This window comes from Caballeronia terrestris (assembly GCF_001544515.1).
Lineage (GTDB): Bacteria > Pseudomonadota > Gammaproteobacteria > Burkholderiales > Burkholderiaceae > Caballeronia > Caballeronia terrestris.
The window spans coordinates 1-18,507 of the sequence record NZ_FCOL02000024.1 but is presented as its reverse complement, the minus strand read 5'-3'; the positions used below and the strand labels follow the sequence as shown (position 1 = coordinate 18,507).

Below are 18,507 nucleotides of genomic sequence, written 5' to 3'. Positions count from 1 at the left end.
ACGACTATTTTGTCAGACGTGACGCAGACGCTTATTCCGCCCGCACCGGAACGCGCTGCGCGACCGCGCACATCAGCTCGTAGCCGATCGTGCCGCAGGCTTGCGCGACGTCGTCGATCGGGAGTTTTGCGCCCCACAATTCCACGCGCGAGCCGACGCCCGCCGTCGGGCACGGGGTCAGGTCGACGGTCAGCATGTCCATCGACACGCGTCCGACGAGCTTCGTGCGAATCCCGTCGACGATCACCGGCGTGCCTTCCGGAGCGATGCGCGAATAGCCGTCCGCATAGCCGCACGCGACCACGCCGATCTTCATCTGCTTGCCCGCCGTGTAGGTCGAGCCGTAGCCGATCGTGTGCCCCTTGTCGACCGACTGGACGGCGATCAGTTCGGAGGCGAGCGTCATCGCGGGACGCAGGCCGATGCCGGCGATGTCGGCCGTCACGCCCGACGGCGACGCGCCATACAGAATGATTCCCGGCCGCACCCAGTCGAAGTGCGCCGCCGGATGCCAGAGCGTCGCCGCGGAATTCGCGAGGCTGCGCGCGCCGGCAATGCCTTCCGCGCCGCGTTCGAACGATTCGAGTTGATACGCAATGCCGCGATCGCTGTCGGCATCGGAAAAATGGGTCATGAGCGTGATCTGCCCGACGCCCTGGCATGCGCGCGCCCGTTCCCACGCGGCGCGATAGCGCTCCGGCGTGTAGCCGAGGCGGTTCATGCCGCTATTCATCTTCAGTTGAATGTTGACCGGTTTCGAGAGCCGCGCCATTTCGAGCATGCGCAACTGCTCGTCGCAATGGACGGCGGTCGTCAGACTGTAACGGTCGATCACGTCGATGTCGGTCGGCCGGAAAAAGCCTTCCAGCAGGAGGATCGGGCCGGCCCAGCCGAGTTCCCGCAACTTCGCGGCTTCTTCTAGGTCCAGAAGTCCGAAGCCGTCGGTGGCGCGCAGTCCGGGGAACGCCCGGGCCAGTCCGTGGCCGTAGGCATTGGCCTTGACGACGGCCCAGATCTTGGACTTCGGAGCGTGCTTGCGCGCGACGGCGAGATTGTTGGCGAGTGCGGCGGTGTGGATCGTGGCTGACAGGGGGCGCGGCATGAGAGTTCGGATTAAACGCAGTTGGAGCGCGAGGCGAGCGAGCAGTTCAAGACGCCTTGCGAATCAGTATCTTATGAAGAACCAGCAGCACGGTCGTGTGTTTTGCAACACCGAATCGAGATTACTGCTAGTCAGAATGCGCCTATTTTCGTGTTATAAAGCCGTGCACACAACCCATTTCGAACGGAATAAGCCCGACCGCGCCTCAGGCGGACGGGGCGGATCACCCGCAGTGAGGAAAGCTTCGGATCAGATGAAAAAAGGTTTTTACACCATCATGGCCGCGCAGTTTTTCTCCTCGCTGGCCGACAATGCGCTTCTGATCGCTGCTATTGCACTGCTGAAAGATCTTCACGCCCCGAACTGGATGACACCGCTGCTCAAGCTGTTTTTTGTGCTGTCGTATGTCGTCCTCGCTGCTTTCGTCGGCGCCTTCGCCGACTCCCGGCCGAAAGGCAACGTGATGTTCATCACCAACACCATCAAGGTGGTCGGTTGTCTCACGATGCTGGTCGGCGCCCATCCGCTGCTGGCGTACGGCATCGTCGGATTCGGGGCCGCCGCGTATTCTCCCGCGAAGTACGGCATTCTCACCGAGCTGCTGCCGCCCGACCGGCTCGTCGCAGCGAACGGGTGGATCGAAGGCACGACGGTCGGCTCGATCATTCTCGGCACCGTCATGGGCGGCGCCCTCATCAGTCCGCATATCGCCGGGCACATTCTCAGCCTGAACATTCCGCGCATCCACACGCCGGCCGAAGCCGCGATGCTCGTGATCGTCGTGATGTACGCGGTCGCCGCGATCTTCAATCTGCGCATCCCCGACACCGGCGCCCGCTATCCGAAGCAGGAGACGCGCCCCGTCAAGCTGATCACCGATTTCGCCGACTGCTTCGTCACGCTCTGGCACGACAAGCTCGGCCAGATTTCGCTCGCGGTCACCACGCTCTTCTGGGGCGCGGGCGCGACGCTGCAGTTCATCGTGCTGAAATGGGCCGAAGTCGCGCTCGGGATGTCGCTCTCGCAGGCGGCGATCCTGCAGGCGGTGATCGCGGTCGGCGTCGCGGTCGGCGCGATTCTCGCGGCCGCGCGCGTGCCGCTCAAGCGCTCGCTCTCGGTGCTGCCGGTCGGCATCATGATGGGCCTCGCCGTCATGCTGATGGCGTTCTACACGCGCGACCTCTTTCCCGCGACTTGGGGCGTCTCGATCGGCGCGATGCACGTGCCCGCCTATCTGCTCGTCGCGTATGTGTTCCTGATGATCGTCGGCGGATTGTCGGGGTTCTTTGTCGTGCCGATGAACGCGCTCCTGCAGCATCGCGGACACGTTTTGCTCTCGGCCGGCCACTCGATCGCCGTGCAGAATTTCAACGAGAATCTCTCCGTGCTCGTGATGCTGTGCCTGTACGCCGTGCTCGTCTGGCTCGACGTGCCGATCCAGTTCGTGATCGTGCTGTTCGGCTCATTCGTCTGCCTGATGATGTATTTCGTGATGCGCCGGCACCAGGCGAATCAGCGCGCATTCGATTCGGTCGCGCTGATCGGCGAGGCGCGTCACTGATTTTTGCAGCGACCGCTGCGAACGCCGTTTTCCTTTTTTAACGACCATGCACGCCGCCGATCTCCATTCGTTCGCGACGCGCGTGCGTGAGAACGCACCGCTCGTCCATTGCCTGACGAACCTCGTCGTCACCAACTTCACGGCGAACGTGCTGCTCGCGATCGGCGCCGCGCCCGCGATGGTCGTCGCGCGCGAGGAAGCCGGCGAGTTCGCGGGAATCGCCAACGCGCTTTCGGTGAATCTCGGCACGCTCGACGTGCCGCAGTCGAAGGCGATCCGCGTCGCCGTCGATGCCGCCAACGCCGCCGGAAAGCCCTGGGTGCTCGATCCGGTCGCGGTCGGCCCGCTTGCGTTCCGCACGGAATTCGCGCTCGATCTGCTCGATTCGAAGCCGGCGGTGATTCGCGGGAATGCCTCGGAAATCATCAGCCTGTCGGGTGGCATGGCGAGCGGACGCGGCGTCGACAGCACTGCCGCCACCGATGCCGCACTCGACGCCGCGCAGATCCTCGCCCTGAAAACGCAGGCGGTCGTCGCCGTGACGGGTGCCACTGACTACATCACCGATGGCCGGCGCACGGTCGCGCTCTCGAACGGCTCGCCGCTGATGACGCGCGTGACGGGCGTCGGCTGCGCGCTCTCAGCGACGGTCGCGGCGTTCGTGGGCGCGTCGGCCGGGCCTGATGAATACTGGCTCGCGACGGTCGCCGCCGTCGCCTATTCGACGATCGCGGGCGAACTCGCCGCGCGCGACGCCGCGCTGCCCGGCAGCTTCGCCGTGGCCTATCTCGACCGGCTGGCCTCGCTTGACGCTGTAAGCTTCGCCGCGACGCTCGTTGCGCGCGACGTCACGGCGGCGTGATCGGCATGCGCCCCGCCTTCGATCTTTCCCTTTATCTCGTGCTCGACCCTGTGCAGTGCGGCGGCCATGCGGCATCGCTCGACGTGGCCCGTGCGGCGATCGAAGGCGGCGCGACCGTCGTGCAACTCCGCGCGCCCGAGTGGCACAAGCGCGCGTGGCTCGCGCTCGCTCGCGATTTGCTGCCGATCACGCGCGCGGCGGGCGTGCCGCTCGTCATCGACGATCACGTCGATATCGCGCTCGCGTGCGGCGCCGACGGTGTGCACGTCGGCCAGCGCGATTTGCCCGCGGACGTTGCGCGCCGCCTGATGGGGCCGGATGCGCTGATCGGCCTGTCGGTGTCGTGCGCAGCCGAAGTGGACGAGGCGAACGCTTTAGGCGACCTCGTCGATTACCTCGGCGCCGGCCCCGTCTTCGCAACGCCCACCAAGACCGACGCCTCCGCGCCCTGCGGCATCGACGGCCTCGCCGCGCTGTGCGCACAGTCGCGCTATCCGACGGTCGCGATCGGCGGAATCCAGTTGCACAACGCCGCCGACGTGATGCGCGCGCGTCCGGCGGGCGTGGCGGTCGTTTCGGCGATCTGCCGCGCCGCCGATCCGCGCGATGCCGCCGCCCGGTTGCGCGAGACGATCACATTGAAGCCCTGAACCCATGCCAGATACCAGACCGATTCCCAACGTCCTCACGATCGCCGGCTCCGATTCCGGCGGCGGCGCGGGCATCCAGGCCGACCTGAAGGCGTTCTCGGCGCTCGGCGCGTACGGCGCGAGCGTCATCACGGCGCTGACGGCGCAGAACACGCGCGGCGTGACGGCGATCCACACGCCCGACGCCGCGTTCGTCGTCGCCCAGCTCGACGCCGTGTTCGACGACATCCGCATCGATGCCGTAAAGATCGGCATGCTCGCGAACGCAGATATCGTGCGCGCCGTCGCCGATGCGCTGAGGCGCCATCATCCGCAGCACGTCGTGCTCGATACCGTGATGATTTCGAAGAGCAATCACGCGCTGCTCGCGCCGGAAGCGGTCGCCGCGCTTCGCGACGAACTGCTGCCGCTCGCGACACTCGTCACGCCGAATCTGCCGGAGGCGGCGGCGCTGCTGGACACGACGAGCGCCGCCGACGAAGACGAGATGGTCCGCCAGGGCGAAGCGCTCCTGGCGCTCGGCGCGCGGGCGGTGCTGATGAAAGGCGGCCACCTCGCCTCCGCCGACAGCCCCGACTGGCTCGTGGAAAGCGGCGGCGCGCTCAGGCTCGGCGGCGCGCGCGTGCCGCTGAAGAACACGCACGGCACGGGCTGCACGCTTTCGTCGGCGATCGCGGCGCTGATCCCGCAAACCGACGGCCTCGCCGACGCCACCACCGAAGCCAAGCGCTACCTGACGGGCGCGATCGAACAGAGCGCAAGGCTCGACGTCGGTCACGGCGTCGGGCCGGTACATCACTTTTTCAGATGGTGGTGAGGGCGAATTCGCGCGCGCGTTCCGGCCAGTCGTCCGGGACGATGAAGCCGCGCGAACGTTCGACGAACTCGCCTTTTTCATTGCGCCCGTAAGCGGCGACCATCGTCGGCGACACGGTGTTGGAGAGGCTTTCGCGGATCGTAGTGGCGTCCGCCAGCAAGGCGTCGCCATCCGACGCCGCGAGCCGCCGCGACGCGAGCCACGCAAGACGCGGCTGGACAACCCAGGCATCGTCCGATTCCGCATGCAGCGCACCCCACTCCGACACCGTGCGCCACCAGCCGCGCAGATGCGCGTCGCCTAGTTCGGGCGCCGGCGTCACGCTCTCACCGTGATAGAAAAGCCGCCCCTTGATGTACAACTGCGGCTCCCACGGCCCCTCGAATCCGAGCGACGCGAATTCCGCGCGCGACGTCAGCGCGAGTTGATGCGTGAGCAGACGCTCGTGCTTCAGGTCGAAGCGGTCCTGCAGATTGGGGCCGACGTAGTCGGAAAGACGCGCCGTCGCGGCGGAACCGTCGCCGATGTGCAGATAGAACTTCACCGCCAGTTCCCAGTGCAGGCGAGCGCCGCGCGCGGTTTGCAGCAGGAAATCGAATTCGCCGATCGTCACACGCTGGCGCCGCAACGGCACATTCGCCGCGACGAGGCTCGCGGCCGGGCCGTGCGTCAGGAAATATTCGAGGAGACTTTCGGCGTAGAAGCCGAGCCGCGTGAGTTTCGGATTGCGCGCGCGCTCGTGCAGCGGAGCCGGATCGCGATCGAGGGCGGCGAGCCAGTCGAGCGTGGCGTCACGTTCGGACGGTGTTTCGAAAGGATGCGCGAGCGGGGCGCCCGCGGGGCTCGCCCGCAGCAGGTCGGGCGCGAAGAGCAGCCACGCGAGATCGCGGACGGTGACGTCGCCGTAGGCATCGACGAGCCGCTCCGTATCCATTAGTTGCCGCCCTGCGCGACTCCCAGCGCATCGAGGGCTTCGCGGTAGGTTTTCTTCGCGAGACAGAGGTCGGCCCAGGTCTTTGCCTTGTCGGGGAGGCTGCGCAGCAAGTACGCCGGATGATAGGTCACGATCACCGGCACGCCTTCGTACTGGTGCACGCGACCGCGCAGCGACGCGATGCTCGCCTCGGTCTTGAGCAGACTCTGCGCGGCGAAGCGGCCGAGCGCGACGATCACCTTCGGTTTCACGAGCGCGACCTGGCGCTGCAGATACGGCTCGCAGCGCGCGACTTCGTCGGGTTCCGGGTTGCGGTTGCCCGGCGGGCGGCACTTGATCACGTTCGCGATGTAGACGTTCGAATCGCGCGCGAGCGTGACGGCGCGCAGCATGCTGTCGAGCAGCTTGCCCGCCTGGCCGACGAACGGCTCGCCGAGCTTGTCCTCGTTTTCTCCCGGCGCCTCGCCGATCAGCATCCAGTCGGCCTCGCGGTCGCCGACGCCGAAAACCGTGTTCGTACGGCGCTCGCAGAGGCGGCAAAGCTGGCAGTTCGCGACGCGGTCGGCGAGGGTGGGCCAGTCGAGGGTGTGGGTGTCGGCGGGCGGTTCTATCGCGGCGGGCGTTGAAGGCGCGACGGGGTCGTCATCGAGCCACGGTAGATCGTCGAAAGGCGGGGCGTCGAAGTAGTCGGCGGGGGGTTGCGGCGGTTCGGCGGTTCGCGGGGATGATGCAGGCGTTCGCGTCGCGTCGGCGGTTCGGGGCGGCGACGTAGGAGTTCGCGGCGCTTCGATGTTTTGCGCGAATGACGCTGACGCGTCCACCGGCTCGACATCCTGCGTCGGAGGCTGAACTGCCCGTGGCGTTTCGACTTGTTGCGTCAAAGGCGGGGCTGTTTGTAGCGTTTCGACGGTTCGCAACGGCGGTGCAGGCGCCCGCGAACCATCAGCGTTCCGTGGCGGCAACGCGGACGCTAAGCCCGCTTCATCCGTCCGCGCTGCAGGCTGCCCAACCGCATCATCAGCAAGTGTCCCAGCCGACCCCGCCCCACTCCGCCGTCTAACCCAAACCGGCCCGAGCCCGAACTCTTCCAGCATCGATTCATGCAGCGCCATGCGCGCCCTCCTTCGAAAACGACAGACGCATGACGATTGCGTCCTCGCGCGACCGATGCCGCGCGGGGTAATAATTCTTGCGACGCCCGATCGCCGAAAACCCGAAGCGCTCGTAGAGCTGGATCGCGCGCGGATTCGACGGCCGTACTTCGAGCAATACACCGTCGAGCTTCTCGGCCCGCGTGATCCGCACCGCCTCGCGCAGCAGCGCGAGCCCCGCGCCGGCATGCTGCGCGGCAGGCGCGACGCACAGATTGAGCAGATGCATCTCGTCGACGACCGGCATCAGCACGCAATAGCCGACCAGCGTTCCGGTCACATGCCGCATGCACACGCCGAAATAGCCGTTCCTGAGCGAATCCTGAAAATTGCCGCGGCTCCACGGAAACTCGTAGGCGAGCTTTTCGATGGCGGCGACTTCGTCGAGATCGCCCTCCGTCATCGACGACAGATAGCGATCCGCGAGCAGCACCCCGCTCACCGTACCGGCTCCTCTTCCTTGCCCCGCGCGTCCTTCGCGGCGCGCGCTTCGAGCCGTTCGGCGGTGGTCTGGGCAACCTTGTCGCGCACATACTCCGGCGCGGCGAGTTCGGGCGGCACCGTGCGACCGGCACGCAGCGCACGCAAGCCCGCCAGCGCGACGGGCAGCGCATGCGGCAACGCCTCGTGATCGACACGCGCGGCCGCTGCCACCGCAGGCAGCCGCTCGCCGAACGCCGCCGCGCCGTTGCCGGCGAGCGTGAAAGGCACGTCGGGCAGGACGAGCGCGTCCGGCGCATCGAGCGATGCGGGGCGGATCGTGCGCCAGTCGCCGGCGGCGGGATCGAATTCGAAGTCGGCCCAGTAGACCTCGTCCATGCGGGCGTCGAGCGCGGTGAGCACGCGCGTCACCGACGGCTCCCGCAGACGCGCGAATTCCGCGCACGCAAGCAAGGTGCCGACCGGCACGACCGGCACGCCGAGTCCGAAAGCGAGCCCCTGCGCGACGCCCGTCGCCGTCCGCAGCCCGGTGAACGAGCCCGGACCGGCGCCGAACGCGATCGCCGTGCAATCGGCGAGCGCGAGGCCGGCGTCATCGAAGAGTTCGCGGATCGCGGGCAAAAGCCGCGTGCTCGATACCGCGCCCGTCGCTTCGTGGCGAAACCACACGCGGCTCGACCCGGTGACGTACTGCGGCGCGGCGGCGTTTGGAGCCGTGACGGCGTTCGGCACCGTGACGGCGCTCACGGCCACGGCGCTTGATGAATTATCGGTATCGGCGAGAAGCAGCGCGACCGAGCAGAATTCGGTCGATGTATCGAGGGCGAGCAAAACGGTGCGTGTCATAGGCGCCATTGTAATGCGGGACGTAACGGTCGAGCCGCGCGCCTTATGCGTCGCCGATCGCAAAAAAACGCGCTTTCGTCTGGAAGAAAGCCTCGACAGCCACGCCGCGCATGCTTGCTATGATCGTCCGTCCCAAAATAGCAACGAGGAGAACCCGGATGAGCGACATCGACGCGCAATTCGCCCAGGCCCAGGCCGACGTCAAGCAGTTGCCCGAGCGGCCCGGCAACCTGACGCTCCTGCGTCTCTACGCGCTCTTCAAGCAGGCGAATACCGGCGACGTGCAGGGCGACAAGCCCGGTTTCGCCGACATCGCCGGCAAGTACAAATACGAAGCGTGGTCCGCGCTCAAGGGCACGCCGCAGGACGAGGCGAAGCAGCAATACGTTGACCTCGTCGAATCTCTAAAAAGCGGCGCGTCCGCCTGAACCGCATGCTGACGGCCCGGCGCAGGGTTTTCCGCACTGGTGCCGTCTTATTATCTGGCGCACTGCAACAAATTTCGATATACTTGCGTCTACGCGCTTCACTGTGAACTAAGTTTTTAACGCAGCGCGGCGTTTCGTAGCGTTTTGCTCCAATCCAGTTTAGAAACTGTCCCCTCCTTGCTAGGCCTCATTCGGCCCGTCATGCACCAGGCTGACGACAGCGCCCTCCCGGCCTGCCGTATCCGATACAGCTTCTAACAACAAAGCTCGCCTTCACTGTCGCGAGTTGCCCCCGTTTTTCGATTTGCTCGCTGTTTCTTCGCTCGCTGAATCCGACGACTTGGGTATGCCGATTGGCGCCGACGCCTCATTTCCCGTTTCAAGGATCGACATGACTTCGAGCAATACCCAGAGCCCGTTGGACACCATCGCAGCACAAGCACTCGGCACGGACGCAACAGTCGCGCCGGCATCGCCCCCCATTCAAGCACCGATTCAAGCCACTCCGCCCGTTCAGGCAGCGCTGGCCGTTCCTGAAGGCCCGAGCTTCGAATCGCTCGGCCTGTCCGCCGACATCGTTACCGCCCTGACGGCCGCTGGCTATCAGGTCCCGACGCCCGTGCAGCAGCGCGCGATTCCCGCAGCGCTCGCCGGACGCGACCTTCTCGTTTCCAGCCCGACCGGTTCGGGCAAGACCGCGGCGTTCATGCTGCCCGCCATCGAGCGTTTCTCGCAACTCGAAAAGCTGCAAGCCTCGCAGCCGCGCGAACCGCGTGACCCGAACGGCCGCCCGGCGCGCCGCCAGCAACCCGTCGCACGCCCGAGCCTGCTCGTACTCACGCCGACGCGCGAACTCGCGATGCAGGTCACGGCCGCCGCGACCAACTACGGCAAGCATCTTCGCCGCCTGCGCACCGTCAGCATTCTCGGCGGCGTCGCGTACGGCCAGCAGTTGATGCTGCTCGCGAAGAACCCCGAAATCCTCGTCGCAACGCCGGGCCGCCTGCTCGATCACCTGGAACGCGGCCGTATCGATTTGTCGAACCTGACGATGCTCGTCCTCGACGAAGCCGACCGCATGCTCGACATGGGCTTCATCGACGACATCGAGACGATCGTCGCCGCGACGCCCGCTTCGCGCCAGACGCTGCTGTTCTCGGCCACCATCGACGGCAAGATCGGCTCGCTGACCGGCCGTCTCTTGAAGAACCCGGAACGCATCGAGATCGTCCAGAAGCTCGAAGCGCAGAACAACATCGCGCAAACCGTGCATTACGTCGATGACCGCGATCACAAGGATCGTCTGCTCGACCACCTGTTGCGGGACGCCGACCTCGATCAGGCCATCGTCTTCACGGCGACCAAGAACGACGCCGACCAGCTCGCGATCCGTCTCGCCGACGCCGGCTTCGAATCGGCCGCGCTGCACGGCGACCTGCCGCAGGGCGCGCGCAACCGCACGATCCGCGCGCTGCGCGAGCGCCGCGTGCGCGTGCTGGTGGCCACCGACGTCGCGGCTCGCGGCATCGACATCCCCGGCATCACGCACGTGTTCAACTACGATCTGCCGAAGTTCGCCGAAGACTACGTGCACCGTATCGGCCGTACGGGCCGCGCGGGCCGTACCGGCACGGCGGTGAGCCTCGTGCATCACGCCGAGCAAGGTGCGCTCAAGCGCATCGAGCGCTTCGTGCGTGCGCCGCTCGCGGTGAACGTCATTGCCGGCTTCGAGCCGCGCAAGTCGGCGCCTAGCGGTGGCCGTGGCGGCTTCGGCGGCGGACGTGGCCGTCCGGGCGGCGGTTCGTCGGGTGGCCGTCGTTACGGCAGCGGCGGCGGCACGGGCACCGGCGGTTCGGGCAAGCCGGGCGGCTGGGGCAACAAGCCGGCAAGCGCAGGCGCGCGCGACGGCGGCTACCGTGGCGGCAACAGCGACGGCGGCGGCTATCGCGGCGGTTCGCGTGACGGCGGCAGCGGCTTCGGCGGCGGTTCGCGCGACGGTTACAGCACGCGCCGCAACGACGGCCCGCGCGCACCGCGCCGTGGCAGCTAAAGCGACAAGCAATGCCGGAGGGCGGCTGAATCGCCCTCACCTGGCAAGCACTCCAGAAAAACCGATGCCTCGTGCATCGGTTTTTTTTCGTCCGCTCCCCGTATTTCACGATACGGAAAGGCTTTTTGCGTCGCAAAAGAATGTGCTGCGCGGCACAATGAACGCTATATCGAGATGGAAAACGACGTTTCTCATTACGAAAAATTGTCTGTAACCAATTGAATTAGTTGAATAATATTTATCCATAAAAGCCTTCGACAAGGGTATATCCAAAGTCCCGACAAGCCTAGACTCTTATATAAGAGTTGAGCAAACGAAACGCCGAAACGCTGCGTCTAGCCCAAGTCGCTCTCAGGACAGATTCACCACCTATTAGTTGATCAGGACCTCAAGGAGAAACGCAATGACACGTCAACAACAAGCGCAGGAACTCCAACAACAATGGGAAACCGATCCGCGCTGGAAGGGCATCAAGCGCACCTACACGGCGGAAGACGTCGTGCGTCTGCGCGGCTCGGTGCAGGTCGAACACACGCTCGCCAAGCGCGGCGCCGAAAAACTGTGGGAAAGCGTCAATAACGAGCCGTTCGTGAACTCGCTCGGGGCGCTGACCGGCAACCAGGCGATGCAGCAGGTTAAAGCAGGCCTGAAGGCGATCTATCTCTCCGGCTGGCAAGTGGCGGGCGATGCCAACGTCGCAGGTGAAATGTATCCTGACCAGTCGCTGTATCCGGCGAATTCGGTGCCGCTCGTCGTGAAGCGCATCAACAACACGCTCACGCGCGCCGACCAGATCCAGTGGTCCGAAGGCAAGAATCCGGGCGATGAAGGCTATCTCGACTACTTCGCGCCGATCGTCGCGGACGCGGAAGCCGGCTTCGGCGGCGTGCTGAACGCGTTCGAATTGATGAAGTCGATGATCGAAGCGGGCGCCGCCGGCGTGCACTTCGAAGACCAGTTGGCCTCGGTGAAGAAATGCGGCCACATGGGCGGCAAAGTGCTCGTGCCGACGCGCGAGAACATCGCGAAGCTGACGGCCGCGCGCCTCGCCGCCGACGTCTGCGGCACGCCGACGATCCTGCTCGCCCGCACCGACGCGGAAGCCGCCGATCTCGTGACCTCCGACATCGACGACAACGACAAGCCGTTCCTCACCGGCGAGCGCACGATCGAAGGCTTCTACCGCACGCGCCCGGGCCTCGAGCAGGCGATCTCGCGCGGTCTCGCCTACGCGCCGTACGCCGACATGATCTGGTGCGAAACCGGCAAGCCGGACCTCGAGTTCGCCAAGCGCTTCGCCGACGCGATCCACAAGGAATTCCCGGATCAGATGCTGTCGTACAACTGTTCGCCGTCGTTCAACTGGAAGAAGAACCTCGACGACGCAACGATCGCCAAGTTCCAGCGCGAACTCGGCGCGATGGGCTACAAGTTCCAGTTCATCACGCTCGCGGGCTTCCACGCGCTGAACTACTCGATGTTCAACCTCGCGCACGGCTATGCGCGCAATCAGATGACCGCGTTCGTCGAAATGCAGCAGGCCGAGTTCGCTGCCGCCGAGAAGGGCTTCACCGCCGTCAAGCACCAGCGCGAGGTCGGCACGGGCTACTTCGACGCGGTCACGCAGACGGTCGAGCGCGACGCATCGACGACCGCCCTGCACGGCTCGACCGAAGACGAGCAGTTCTTCGACAAGAAAGTGGCGTGATCAGAAGTCGAAAGGCGTAATCAGGGAGCGTAGTGAACAAGGTGGCGGGCACAATTCGCCACCAATAACGAAAACGCGCGGCTTCGGTCGCGCGTTTTTTTTGAGGCTATCGATAGACGATCACCGGAATTTTGGTATGCGTCAGCACGCGCTGCGTCTCGCTGCCGATCAGGAGGCTGCCGAGCCCGCGCCTTCCGTGCGACGCCATCAGGATCACGTCGCAGCCGTGCGACTCCGCCGCCTCGATGATGCCGATATACGGCGCCGAATCGATGCTCGTCACGCTGTCGCACGTGACGCCCGCCTCGCGCGCGGCCACCTCCACCGCGCGCAGATGCTCGCGCGCCTCGCGCTCGGCGCGGTCGTGGAAATCGTCGGGAGGCTCGACGGCGACGTCCGCGAACGGCGAGTAGGGGTACTGCGGCAAGCACGCGTACGCCGTAATCCGCGCGCCGACAGATTGCGCCAGGTCGATCGCGCCATCGATTGCTTTTTGCGACAGCTCGGAGCCGTCGGTCGGAACCAGGATGTGCTTAAACATGGCGTCCTCCTTGGAACGTCGTTGCGCTCTTTCATTGTAGTAACACGAAGTGCCGACTCAGCCCCAATAACCCGGAGCGCTGTACGTATGCTTCAACATGTCCAGAAACAGCCGCACGCGCAGCGGCAGATGGCGGCGCTGCGGAAAGACCGCGTGGATGCCGATCGGCGGCGCGGCGAAATCGTCGAGCACGCTCCTGAGACGCCCCGCCGCGATGTCCTCGCCGACTTCCCACCACGAACGCCACGCGAGGCCATAGCCCGCGAGACACCATTCGTGCAGGACGGCGCCGTCGGAGCATTCCATCGTGCCCGAGACCTTGATCGTCGTGACCTTCCCGTCGTGCTGGAACATCCAGCCGCGCTGCTGGTTCGCCGATGCGCCGAGCGCAAGGCAGTTGTGCCCGGCGAGCGCGGCGAGGTCGGCAGGCTTGCCGCGCTTGCCCAGATACGCCGGCGAGCCGACGCACACGCGCCGGTTCTCACCGAGCTTGATCGATACCAGCGACGAATCCGGCAGCTCGCCGAGCCGTACCGCGCAGTCGAAACCTTCGTTGACGAGATCGATCATGCGGTCGGTGAGATCGAGCGAAATCGAAACGTCGGGGTGCTGCGTCGTGAATTCCGGCACGAGCGCCGCGACGTGGCGCCGCCCGAAACCCGCCGGCGCCGACACGCGCAAATGTCCGCTCGCCTTCACGCCGCCTGCCGAGACGCTCGCCTCGGCGTTCTGCATGTCGTTGATGACGCGCTGGCAGTCCTCCAGAAACGCGGAGCCTTCGAACGTCAGCGTAATCTTGCGCGTCGTGCGCACGAGCAGCTTGACGCCGAGCCGCTCCTCGAGCGCGTCGAGCCGCCGGCCGATCACCGCCGGCGCCACGCCCTCCGCCTGCGCCGCAGCGGAGAGGCTGCCCTTCGCCGCGACGGCGGCGAACGTTTCGATCTGCTTGAAGCGATCCATGCGCGAAATTCCTGTATCGAAGACCACGCGCTCAGATTAAGTACGAAAAAGTAAAAGATCAAGTGATCCGGAGCGTCTTTTTATGCATCCTGATCACGAATAAAATTGGTCAGACCTCTATAGGAGTGCACGGCTATGTCGGCCAAAACGACACCCGCAATGACTTCCCCGCGCAGCGCCTTTCGGCCCCGCCCCTCCGCCCATTCGCTACGCCCAATCAGCATGCGCCGCCGCCCCGGCGCGTGATTTCCCTCAACCCATTGCCTGCCAGAAAACCGTCTGACCGACCAAGGAGAACAACCATGCCTCAATCGCCGAATCCGCTGAACCTGCCCGAAGGCGTGGCAATCACGGCCGACATCAAGCCCGGTTACGAGACCATCCTGACGCGCGACGCCCTCGAACTCGTCGCGACGCTGCATCGCCGGTTCGAGCCGCGCCGCCAGGAACTGCTCGCGGCGCGCGTCGAGCGCACGAAGCGGCTCGACGCCGGCGAGCGTCCCGATTTCCTGCCGGAAACGAAGTCGATCCGCGAAGGCGACTGGAAGATCGCGCCATTGCCGAAGTCGCTGGAACGCCGTCGCGTGGAAATCACCGGGCCGGTCGAGCGCAAGATGATCATCAACGCGCTCAATTCCGGCGCCGATGCCTACATGACCGACTTCGAGGATTCGAACACGCCGAACTGGGACAACCAGTTGACCGGCCACCTGAATCTGAAGGAAGCGGTGCGCGGCACGATTTCGCTGGAGCAAAACGGCAAGTCGTACAAGCTGAACGACACGACCGCCACGCTGATCGTGCGTCCGCGCGGCTGGCATCTCGATGAAAAGCACGTCAGCGTCGACGGCCAGCGCGTCTCCGGCGGCATCTTCGACTTCGCGCTTTTCCTGTTCCACAACGCGAAGGAGCAGCTTGCGCGCGGCGCCGGCCCGTACTTCTATCTGCCGAAGCTCGAAAGCCACCTCGAAGCGCGTCTGTGGAACGAGATTTTCGTGGCGGCGCAGGAGATTGTCGGTGTGCCGCGCGGCTCGATTCGCGCGACGGTGCTCGTCGAGACGATCCTCGCCGCATTCGAAATGGACGAGATCCTCTACGAGTTGCGCGAACACAGTTCGGGCCTGAACGCCGGCCGCTGGGACTACATCTTTTCGGCGATCAAGAAGTTCAAGGCCGACCCGAATTTCTGCCTCGCCGACCGCGCGAAAATCACGATGACCGTGCCGTTCATGCGCGCCTACGCGCTCGAACTGCTGAAGACGTGCCACAAGCGCAACGCGCCGGCGATCGGCGGCATGAGCGCGTTGATCCCGATCAAGAACGACCCGGCGGCGAACGAGAAGGCAATGGGCGGCGTGCGCTCGGACAAGGCCCGCGATGCCGGCGACGGCTACGACGGCGGCTGGGTCGCGCACCCGGGCCTCGTGCCGATCGCGATGGAAGAGTTCGTGAAAGTGCTTGGCGACAAGCCGAACCAGATCGCCAGGCAGCGCCCCGACGTGCAGGTCACGGCGACCGACCTGCTCGATTTCCGCCCCGACGAGCCGATCACCGAGGCGGGCGTGCGCAATAACATCAACGTCGGCATCCATTATCTGGGGGCGTGGCTCTCGGGCAATGGCGCGGTACCGATCCACAACCTGATGGAAGACGCTGCGACCGCGGAAATCTCGCGCTCGCAGGTCTGGCAGTGGATTCGCTCGCCGAAGGGCAAGCTGGAGGACGGCCGCAAGGTCACGGCCGAAATGGTGCGCGGCTTCACGATCGACGAGCTGGAGAAGGTGAAGCTTGCCGTCGGCGGCGATACGAAGCCCTATGAACGCGCGGTGAAGATCTTCGAAGAGATGTCGACGTCGGAGAATTTCACCGAATTCCTGACCCTGCCGCTTTACGAAGAAATCTGAGCGCTGGCCTGGCTCAGGAGCAAGCCGTTCCGCTTTCCGGGAGCGGCTTTTTGCTTGAAAAGTTCACCGAGTTCCTGACGCTGGCGCTTTACGAAGGAAACTGAGGGCTGGCCTGGCTCAGGAGCAAGCCGTTCGGGATGATGGCGCGGCTTTCTTATTTTCCTCGACTCACCCGATGCTCGACCCAGTCGCCGCCCTCGATGTGCGGCAGGCCATCGACCGAATGCGCGGCCACCGGATACATCAGGCAATCGACGCCGTGTTCCGCGCCCTCCACGTCCACCGTCACGTGCACGCGATGCGGCCGGAACAGCCCTTCGACGCCCGGATACACCTCCTCGATTTCGTCGAGCACGGGAACGAGCGCGTCGTCGATACGGTAGACGTCGCCGCGAATCGGCGCGCCTTCCGGATCGAGCACGAGGCCCGGATAGCGCCCGAAGTCGAACAACCGCCCCGTCACATGCGCGACGCCGAGGCGCTCGGGCCGCACGATGCCATGCCGCTCGGCCGCGCGATTGATGTCGTTGATCTCGCCCGCGCGCAGCGTGCCGTAGATGAAAACGTGTTGCATCGGCTAAAACTCCATTCGAAAATTGCCTAATCGCGCATTATGCCGCGCTCGCACGGCGCGTTACGCCGATTCAAATTACCATCGGGTTTTGAGACGCCCCACCTGTCACCGAATGAGACCGTCCGCCGATCTGCGCGTGCTGCACGAAACCGTCGAAGATCTCGACATCCCCGTCGAGCATTCCCCGACGCACGCGCATCCGATCTGCGTGCGGGCGCGCCCGGTGGCGGCCGGCGTGCGGATCGCGCTGCACACGCACGCGTGGGCGCAACTGGCGTATTCGGCGCGCGGCGTGCTGCGCGTCGCCACCCTCGATTCGACGTGGATGGTGCCGCCCTCGCGCGCGATCTGGGTGCCGCCGAACGTGACGCACGAGGTGGTGATCGTCGAGGACGCTTATCTGCGCACGCTTTATCTGGACGAGAGCGTCGTGCCGCCGGGACTCGACGCGTGTCGTGTGGTGGAGGTATCGCCTTTGCTGCGCGAAGTGATTGCCGCGCTGGATGATCGTGGCGTCTCGCGTCATCGAGAGCGGCTGCTCGGCACGCTCGCCCTCGACGAAATTACACGCTCACAGCCGTTGCCCCTTTCCGTACCGATGCCCGACGACAAGCGCCTGCGCGCGCTTTGCGATGCGGTGCTCGCGGACCCGGCGCACGCCGACTCGCTGGAACACTGGGCGGCGGAAGCCGGTGCGAGCACACGCACGATTGCGCGGCTCTTTAGGCGTGAACTGGGCGTGAGCTTCTCGCAATGGCGCCAGCAGGCGGTGCTCGCGCGCGCGATTCCGCTTTTGAGCGCGGGTCGGCCGCTCGCGCAGGTCGCGCGCGATCTCGGCTACCAGAGCCAGAGCGCGTTTTCAGCGATGTTCAGGCGCGCGTTCGGCGAGAGTCCGCGCGCGTTCTTCGTGCGCGACGGCCGGGGTGACACTCTGGAATCGAACCGCGAAGGTGCGGCGTAGACATAATCAGACTCGCCGCGCCATATGCCGAATGGCGCCGAGCTGCGCGAGCCGCGATCCCGCCGGCCGATACCCCATCCGGATATAAAGCCGCGCCGCCGGATTATCGACGAACACGCGTAACTGGCATTCGGCGAGGCCACGGGCGCGCGCCCATCGATGAGCGGTGTTGAGCAGGAACGTCCCCGCGCCGTGGCCGCGCCAACCTTCGGCGATCTGCACGTCGCGGATGTGGAGCGAATCGTTTTCCTCGGTCACACGCATGACGCCGATCGGCGCACCGTCTGCTTCGAGCACGAAATTCTCCGATTCGCGCCAGCTGCAGAGAAAAAGATCGCCCCGCCAGACGAGATTATGCCGACGGTAATAGCCATCCATATTCTGATGCGTGAGCGTTTCGGCGAAGGGAAAATCGTCCATCGTCGCCTGGCGCAATTGATATAGCGAGAGATCTTCTGTCGGATCGAGCATCGCGCGGGCCAATGGCACGGAAGTCAGTGCCTAAACACTAAGTCAGAGCGCGCGGGCTGGCAATGGAGAGTTTTACGAAAACCGGTTTCCGCAAACCCCCGGCGTAATGCGAACGGAAACGATGGAATCGATGGGCGAAAAAAAATCCAGCGCGTGAGCTGGATTTTTTCTCGAAACTGGCTGGCGGAGCGGACGGGACTCGAACCCGCGACCCCCGGCGTGACAGGCCGGTATTCTAACCAACTGAACTACCGCTCCAGCGCTTTCATCGATTGCGGCGCCGATGGCAACCGCCGATGTTTCTGGCGTCCCCTAGGGGATTCGAACCCCTGTACTCACCGTGAAAGGGTGATGTCCTAGGCCTCTAGACGAAGGGGACAGGAAAATCTTTTGTGGCCCGTGGCGAAAAAAAACCGGCTCATCAGCCGGATTCCTTGACTCACTCGACGTGACCCACACGAGGCTTGTTGGCGGAGCGGACGGGACTCGAACCCGCGACCCCCGGCGTGACAGGCCGGTATTCTAACCAACTGAACTACCGCTCCA

18 protein-coding genes and 3 tRNA genes are annotated in these 18,507 nt (G+C 65.1%); 9 read left to right on the top strand and 12 right to left on the bottom strand.

The features are described from left to right. Positions 1-31 precede the first annotated feature (31 nt). Positions 32-1,102, bottom strand: coding sequence for an alanine racemase (gene alr / locus AWB67_RS19975; RefSeq protein WP_087657963.1), 1,071 nt, complete (start codon positions 1,100-1,102; stop codon positions 32-34). A 253-nt stretch (positions 1,103-1,355) separates the two neighbouring features. Between alr and lplT the strand changes: the two genes are divergently transcribed. The 4 genes from lplT to thiD are packed head-to-tail and all read left to right on the top strand — an operon-like array spanning position 1,356 to position 4,992. Next, entirely contained in the window at positions 1,356-2,663 is a 1,308-nt protein-coding gene (lplT, locus tag AWB67_RS19970; protein ID WP_087657962.1) for a lysophospholipid transporter LplT, read from the top strand. A gap of 46 nt (positions 2,664-2,709) precedes the next feature. Next, a complete protein-coding gene (gene thiM, locus AWB67_RS19965) occupies positions 2,710-3,525 on the top strand; it encodes a hydroxyethylthiazole kinase (RefSeq protein WP_087657961.1) in 816 nt (271 codons plus the stop codon). Positions 3,526-3,530: 5 nt separating this feature from the next. Then, a complete protein-coding gene (gene thiE / locus AWB67_RS19960) occupies positions 3,531-4,175 on the top strand; it encodes a thiamine phosphate synthase (protein WP_087658016.1) in 645 nt (214 codons plus the stop codon). A 4-nt stretch (positions 4,176-4,179) separates the two neighbouring features. Further along, positions 4,180-4,992 carry a bifunctional hydroxymethylpyrimidine kinase/phosphomethylpyrimidine kinase gene (thiD, locus tag AWB67_RS19955; protein ID WP_087657960.1) on the top strand — a complete coding sequence of 271 codons (813 nt, stop codon included), beginning with the start codon at positions 4,180-4,182 and terminating at the stop codon, positions 4,990-4,992. On the opposite strand, the gene AWB67_RS19950 is transcribed toward thiD, so the two are convergent. The 4 genes from AWB67_RS19950 to tsaB are packed head-to-tail and all read right to left on the bottom strand — an operon-like array spanning position 4,979 to position 8,364. After that, complete coding sequence (locus AWB67_RS19950) at positions 4,979-5,926, bottom strand: DUF1853 family protein (protein ID WP_087657959.1); 948 nt, start codon at positions 5,924-5,926, stop codon at positions 4,979-4,981. The genes thiD and AWB67_RS19950 overlap by 14 nt on opposite strands. After that, the gene (locus tag AWB67_RS19945) at positions 5,926-7,038 is read right to left on the bottom strand and encodes a uracil-DNA glycosylase (protein WP_087657958.1); all 1,113 of its coding nucleotides are present in this window, start codon (positions 7,036-7,038) and stop codon (positions 5,926-5,928) included. Before AWB67_RS19945 ends, AWB67_RS19950 begins: the two co-directional genes overlap by 1 nt. Beyond that, entirely contained in the window at positions 7,025-7,519 is a 495-nt protein-coding gene (gene rimI, locus AWB67_RS19940) for a ribosomal protein S18-alanine N-acetyltransferase (protein ID WP_087657957.1), read from the bottom strand. Before rimI ends, AWB67_RS19945 begins: the two co-directional genes overlap by 14 nt. Beyond that, a complete protein-coding gene (gene tsaB / locus AWB67_RS19935; RefSeq protein WP_087657956.1) occupies positions 7,516-8,364 on the bottom strand; it encodes a tRNA (adenosine(37)-N6)-threonylcarbamoyltransferase complex dimerization subunit type 1 TsaB in 849 nt (282 codons plus the stop codon). Before tsaB ends, rimI begins: the two co-directional genes overlap by 4 nt. Before the next feature lie 158 nt (positions 8,365-8,522). Between tsaB and AWB67_RS19930 the strand changes: the two genes are divergently transcribed. The 3 genes from AWB67_RS19930 (at position 8,523) to aceA (ending at position 12,550) form a co-directional block, all read left to right on the top strand. Beyond that, positions 8,523-8,792 carry an acyl-CoA-binding protein gene (locus AWB67_RS19930; protein WP_087657955.1) on the top strand — a complete coding sequence of 90 codons (270 nt, stop codon included), beginning with the start codon at positions 8,523-8,525 and terminating at the stop codon, positions 8,790-8,792. Positions 8,793-9,183: 391 nt separating this feature from the next. Next, the gene (locus AWB67_RS19925; protein WP_087657954.1) at positions 9,184-10,842 is read left to right on the top strand and encodes a DEAD/DEAH box helicase; all 1,659 of its coding nucleotides are present in this window, start codon (positions 9,184-9,186) and stop codon (positions 10,840-10,842) included. Positions 10,843-11,245: 403 nt separating this feature from the next. Continuing rightward, positions 11,246-12,550 carry an isocitrate lyase gene (aceA, locus tag AWB67_RS19920; RefSeq protein WP_087657953.1) on the top strand — a complete coding sequence of 435 codons (1,305 nt, stop codon included), beginning with the start codon at positions 11,246-11,248 and terminating at the stop codon, positions 12,548-12,550. 106 nt (positions 12,551-12,656) lie between these two features. Here aceA and AWB67_RS19915 read toward each other — a convergent pair whose 3' ends face one another. Further along, complete coding sequence (locus AWB67_RS19915) at positions 12,657-13,091, bottom strand: universal stress protein (protein WP_087657952.1); 435 nt, start codon at positions 13,089-13,091, stop codon at positions 12,657-12,659. A 57-nt stretch (positions 13,092-13,148) separates the two neighbouring features. Further along, positions 13,149-14,051 (bottom strand): LysR family transcriptional regulator, encoded by a 903-nt coding sequence (locus AWB67_RS19910; RefSeq protein ID WP_087657951.1) that lies wholly within the window; start codon positions 14,049-14,051, stop codon positions 13,149-13,151. Positions 14,052-14,353: 302 nt separating this feature from the next. Between AWB67_RS19910 and aceB the strand changes: the two genes are divergently transcribed. Next, complete coding sequence (gene aceB, locus AWB67_RS19905) at positions 14,354-15,955, top strand: malate synthase A (RefSeq protein ID WP_087657950.1); 1,602 nt, start codon at positions 14,354-14,356, stop codon at positions 15,953-15,955. Between the two features lie 154 nt (positions 15,956-16,109). Here the strand turns inward: aceB and AWB67_RS19900 are convergent, their stop codons facing one another. After that, positions 16,110-16,529, bottom strand: coding sequence for a gamma-glutamylcyclotransferase family protein (locus AWB67_RS19900; RefSeq protein ID WP_087657949.1), 420 nt, complete (start codon positions 16,527-16,529; stop codon positions 16,110-16,112). Between the two features lie 112 nt (positions 16,530-16,641). Here AWB67_RS19900 and AWB67_RS19895 point away from each other — a divergent pair, with 112 nt between their 5' ends. Further along, complete coding sequence (locus AWB67_RS19895; RefSeq protein ID WP_200822263.1) at positions 16,642-17,490, top strand: AraC family transcriptional regulator; 849 nt, start codon at positions 16,642-16,644, stop codon at positions 17,488-17,490. Between the two features lie 6 nt (positions 17,491-17,496). Here the strand turns inward: AWB67_RS19895 and AWB67_RS19890 are convergent, their stop codons facing one another. The 4 genes from AWB67_RS19890 to AWB67_RS19875 all read right to left on the bottom strand — a co-directional run bounded on the left by AWB67_RS19890 (position 17,497) and on the right by AWB67_RS19875 (position 18,506). Beyond that, positions 17,497-17,961: a GNAT family N-acetyltransferase gene (locus AWB67_RS19890; RefSeq protein ID WP_087657948.1), complete on the bottom strand. Its 465-nt coding sequence runs from the start codon at positions 17,959-17,961 to the stop codon at positions 17,497-17,499. 181 nt (positions 17,962-18,142) lie between these two features. After that, positions 18,143-18,219, bottom strand: a tRNA-Asp gene (locus AWB67_RS19885). A 45-nt stretch (positions 18,220-18,264) separates the two neighbouring features. After that, positions 18,265-18,340: transfer RNA gene (locus AWB67_RS19880), tRNA-Glu, on the bottom strand. A gap of 89 nt (positions 18,341-18,429) precedes the next feature. Continuing rightward, positions 18,430-18,506: transfer RNA gene (locus tag AWB67_RS19875), tRNA-Asp, on the bottom strand. Position 18,507 lies beyond the last annotated feature (1 nt).

Bases quoted from the DNA above. Each gene is read 5' to 3' on its own strand.
- tsaB (WP_087657956.1), bottom strand. From the start codon at position 8,364: ATGACACGCACCGTTTTGCTCGCCCTCGATACATCGACCGAATTCTGC.
- thiD (WP_087657960.1), top strand. From the start codon at position 4,180: ATGCCAGATACCAGACCGATTCCCAACGTCCTCACGATCGCCGGCTCC.
- aceB (WP_087657950.1), top strand. From the start codon at position 14,354: ATGCCTCAATCGCCGAATCCGCTGAACCTGCCCGAAGGCGTGGCAATC.
- alr (WP_087657963.1), bottom strand. From the start codon at position 1,102: ATGCCGCGCCCCCTGTCAGCCACGATCCACACCGCCGCACTCGCCAAC.
- AWB67_RS19910 (WP_087657951.1), bottom strand. From the start codon at position 14,051: ATGGATCGCTTCAAGCAGATCGAAACGTTCGCCGCCGTCGCGGCGAAG.
- AWB67_RS19950 (WP_087657959.1), bottom strand. From the start codon at position 5,926: ATGGATACGGAGCGGCTCGTCGATGCCTACGGCGACGTCACCGTCCGC.
- AWB67_RS19930 (WP_087657955.1), top strand. From the start codon at position 8,523: ATGAGCGACATCGACGCGCAATTCGCCCAGGCCCAGGCCGACGTCAAG.
- thiE (WP_087658016.1), top strand. From the start codon at position 3,531: ATGCGCCCCGCCTTCGATCTTTCCCTTTATCTCGTGCTCGACCCTGTG.
- thiM (WP_087657961.1), top strand. From the start codon at position 2,710: ATGCACGCCGCCGATCTCCATTCGTTCGCGACGCGCGTGCGTGAGAAC.
- AWB67_RS19925 (WP_087657954.1), top strand. From the start codon at position 9,184: ATGACTTCGAGCAATACCCAGAGCCCGTTGGACACCATCGCAGCACAA.
- AWB67_RS19900 (WP_087657949.1), bottom strand. From the start codon at position 16,529: ATGCAACACGTTTTCATCTACGGCACGCTGCGCGCGGGCGAGATCAAC.
- lplT (WP_087657962.1), top strand. From the start codon at position 1,356: ATGAAAAAAGGTTTTTACACCATCATGGCCGCGCAGTTTTTCTCCTCG.
- AWB67_RS19945 (WP_087657958.1), bottom strand. From the start codon at position 7,038: ATGGCGCTGCATGAATCGATGCTGGAAGAGTTCGGGCTCGGGCCGGTT.
- AWB67_RS19915 (WP_087657952.1), bottom strand. From the start codon at position 13,091: ATGTTTAAGCACATCCTGGTTCCGACCGACGGCTCCGAGCTGTCGCAA.
- AWB67_RS19895 (WP_200822263.1), top strand. From the start codon at position 16,642: ATGAGACCGTCCGCCGATCTGCGCGTGCTGCACGAAACCGTCGAAGAT.
- aceA (WP_087657953.1), top strand. From the start codon at position 11,246: ATGACACGTCAACAACAAGCGCAGGAACTCCAACAACAATGGGAAACC.
- AWB67_RS19890 (WP_087657948.1), bottom strand. From the start codon at position 17,961: ATGCTCGATCCGACAGAAGATCTCTCGCTATATCAATTGCGCCAGGCG.